The organism is Polaromonas sp., from assembly GCF_039932935.1.
Lineage (GTDB): Bacteria > Pseudomonadota > Gammaproteobacteria > Burkholderiales > Burkholderiaceae_C > Polaromonas.
The window spans coordinates 1-3,270 of record NZ_JBDTPB010000032.1 but is presented as its reverse complement, the minus strand read 5'-3'; the positions used below and the strand labels follow the sequence as shown (position 1 = coordinate 3,270).

At 64.7% G+C, this 3,270-nt stretch carries 4 protein-coding genes; all 4 read left to right on the top strand.

Features of this window, described 5'->3' with window-relative positions; translation table 11 throughout:
• Positions 1-246, top strand: a 246-nt coding sequence (locus ABI546_RS04595; protein ID WP_348044560.1) for a peptidylprolyl isomerase, incomplete at its 5' end; no start/stop codon positions are given.
• Positions 247-309: 63 nt separating this feature from the next.
• Positions 310-1,086, top strand: a complete 777-nt coding sequence (locus tag ABI546_RS04590; RefSeq protein WP_348044562.1) for a UDP-2,3-diacylglucosamine diphosphatase — start codon at positions 310-312, stop codon at positions 1,084-1,086.
• Between the two features lie 46 nt (positions 1,087-1,132).
• Positions 1,133-1,900 carry a M90 family metallopeptidase gene (locus tag ABI546_RS04585; protein ID WP_348044558.1) on the top strand — a complete coding sequence of 256 codons (768 nt, stop codon included), beginning with the start codon at positions 1,133-1,135 and terminating at the stop codon, positions 1,898-1,900.
• Positions 1,901-2,112: 212 nt separating this feature from the next.
• Entirely contained in the window at positions 2,113-3,024 is a 912-nt protein-coding gene (locus tag ABI546_RS04580; protein ID WP_348044556.1) for a hypothetical protein, read from the top strand.
• The last annotated feature ends 246 nt before the right edge of the window (positions 3,025-3,270 follow it).

The following is a 3,270-nucleotide window of genomic DNA, read 5'->3' as shown; positions in this document are numbered from 1 at the left end:
GCCATGGCGCGCACCAATGCGCCGCACTCGGCCAGCTCGCAGTTCTTCATCAACGTGTCCGACAACGGCTTTCTGAACCACACTGCGCCCAACGCGTCGGGTTGGGGTTATGCCGTGTTCGGCAAGGTGGTCGCCGGTGCCGACGTGGTCGACAAAATCAAGGCTGTCAAAACCGGCCGCAAGGGCTTTCATGACGACGTGCCGATGCAAGACGTGATTATCGAAAAAGCCGTCGCAGTGGCCTGACGCTTCACCGGGACCGCGTTGACCGAAGCTGATCCGGTGAACCCACCCACGACCGTGCCCCCCATGGCGGAGCTGCTGGCGCCGCCCCTGTGGCGCACGGTCGATTTCATTTCCGACCTGCATCTGCAGGCCGCGGAGCCCGCCACTTTCGAGGCCTGGGCTCACTACCTTGAAACCACACCCGCCGATGCGGTCTTCATTCTGGGCGACCTGTTTGAAGTCTGGGTGGGCGATGACGCCGTGGGCGGCGACCTGCGGGATCCGGCGGCAGGTTTTGATGCGCGCTGTGTGCAGGCCATGGGCCACGCCGCCGGTCGTCTGGCCCTGTTTTTCATGCACGGCAACCGGGATTTCCTGGTGGGCCAGGACCTGATGGACCTGTGCAACGCCACCTTGCTCGACGACCCGGCTGTGCTGGTATTTCCCGCCGCTACCCAGCGGCGCTGGCTGCTGTCGCACGGCGATGCCCTGTGCCTGGACGATGTCGACTACATGCAGTTTCGCAGCGAGGTCCGCACCCCGCAATGGCAACAGGCCTTTCTGGCCAAGCCCCTGGCCGAACGCCAGACGATCGCCCGCGGACTGCGCGAGCAAAGCGAGGCGCGCAAGCAATCCGGTGCGCAGTATGCCGATGTAGATGCCCCGGCTGCGCGCCGCTGGCTGCAAGCGGCCCATTCCCGCACGCTGATTCACGGCCATACGCACAAGCCCGCCGTGCATGACCTGGGCGGTGGCCTCTCGCGCGTGGTGCTCAGTGACTGGGACCTGGGCGCACCGGTGCCGCGCGCAGAGGTGCTGCGCCTGACCGCAGACGGGCTGCAACGGATTGCACTATGCTGACACTTGTGACTCTTGTTTCATTTCGTTTAACCACAACCTTCACCTCATGCTGAACTGGTTACGAACACTTGGCGGCTCCAAATCCCTCACCAAAACCATCCCCGAAACCCTGTGGATGGATACCCTGCTGCAGTTTCCCTTTCTGGCCCGGCGGCCGATCGCAGAGCTGCAGGAGCTGAACGCGCTGACCGAAAAATTCCTGAAGCAAAAGGAATTTACCGGCGCGCGCGGCCTGAAAGTCACCGATGAAATGGCCGTCGCGATTGCCGCCCAGGCCTGCCTGCCGGTATTGCACCTGGGCCTGCGCTGGTATGACGATTTCAAGGGCATCGTGGTGCACCCCGGCGCCATGCTGGCGCGCCGCCAGGTGACCGACCAGGCCGGCGTGGTGCACTACTACAGCGAAACCCTGCTGGGCGAGGCCATGCAGGGCGGCCCCGTCACGCTGAGCTGGCAGGACGTAGCTGGCGCGGGCGACTCCGCCGAGCATGGGCACAACGTCGTGATTCACGAATTCGTCCACAAGATCGACATGCGCGACGGCGCCGCAGACGGTTGCCCGCCCTTGCCCACTCGCAGCGCGCATACCGCGTGGCACGCGGTCATGCAGCCGGCTTACGACGAGTTTTGCGAAAAAGTCGCCATGGCCACACGTTTCGGCGCCGAGGCACCTTGGCTTGACGACTATGGCGCCAGGTCGCCGGCCGAATTTTTTGCCGTGGCCTGCGAGGCTTATTTCGTGAACCGGCCCCGGTTCACGCAGGACTTCGCGCCCCTGACGGCGCTGTTCGACAGGTTTTTCATTCCCAAATGACGGCCGGTACGGCTTTTCGTGCTCACGCGAAAAGTTCCGTCAATTTCAATAAAAAGTAGCCTCAGCCCAATCCGAACGGGCGCAAGCAGCTATCAAATTAATAGCGTCAAAGCACCTGACTTGACTATTTTCAGGTCGACGTTACTTGGGTTTAACCCCATTTCCCCGCGTCCTTCGTTTCAAGAGGTTCCACCCACTTTTCTGGAGCCTCCATGAAACCCTCACTGCTTGCCTCTTCGGTCCTGCTGGCCCTCTCTGCCCTCGCCCTGCCCGCGCACGCGGTCGGCAGACTGGCTGATGTAACCGTGATTGACCGCAGCACCGGCGCCACGCTGCCGCTGTACCACCACCGCGGCGAATACTGGGTGGCCGGCCAGTACGGCGCGCAGTACGCGATAGCCCTGCGCAACAAGATGGGTGAACGCGTGCTGGCCGTCACCGCGGTGGACGGCGTGAACATCCTGAGCGGCGAAACCGCCGCGTGGGACCAGACCGGTTATGTGTTTTCACCCTGGCAGCAGTACCAGGTGACCGGTTGGCGTAAAAGTGCCAGCGAAGTCGCAGCGTTTGAGTTTTCCGCGCTCGGTGATTCCTACGCCAGCCGCACCGGCAGACCGGGCAACGTCGGTGTGATCGGCGTGGCTTTGTTCCGGGAACGACCGCCCGAGCCGTTAGCGCAAGCCCCCGCCTACTCCAGGCAAGCCGAGCGCGAGGCCGACGGCCCCACCAGCCTGCGCGGCACGCCACCCGCTTCGCCCCCCTCACCCACAGCTCCCGCGCCTGTGGCTGAATCACCCGCCCGCGGCAAATCCGCGCTGGCGGACCGCATCACCGGCGGCGCGGAAGCATCGGGCTTCGTCGACCAGCAGACCAAGAAGACGCAGGCCTCCACACTGCCGGCACCCAGGCTGGGCACAGGCCACGGCGCCCGCGAAAGCTCGGTGGTGTCGCAGACCCAGTTCGCACGCCTGCAAGCCCAGCCCAATGAGGTGATCCGTATCCGCTACGACAGCCGCGAAAACCTGATCGCCAGCGGCGTGATCCGCGAGCCGGTGCCGCGCGTCCCCAGCCCCAATCCCTTTCCTCAGTCCGGCAGCTTCTCTTATGTCCCCGACCCCTCTTGAGCGCACAAGAAGCTACACCCAGTGCGCGACCGTGGGGGCTCTTCCTCACCAGCATGAGCCCGGGAACCGGCCTTGGCCTGTCCTGAGCCTGTCGAAGGGCCGGGCCGCAGGCGGACGGCCCCCTTCGAGGGCAGGGAGCGACCCCCAGTGCGCGACCGTGAGGGCTCTTCTTCACCAGCACGAGCCGCGGAACCGGCTTTGCCGGGCCGCAGGCGGGCGGCCCCCTCGGGGGGCAGGGAGCGACAC

Coding starts and splice junctions, on each gene's coding strand:
- ABI546_RS04590 (WP_348044562.1), top strand. CDS start 310: ATGGCGGAGCTGCTGGCGCCGCCCCTGTGGCGCACGGTCGATTTCATT.
- ABI546_RS04585 (WP_348044558.1), top strand. CDS start 1,133: ATGCTGAACTGGTTACGAACACTTGGCGGCTCCAAATCCCTCACCAAA.
- ABI546_RS04580 (WP_348044556.1), top strand. CDS start 2,113: ATGAAACCCTCACTGCTTGCCTCTTCGGTCCTGCTGGCCCTCTCTGCC.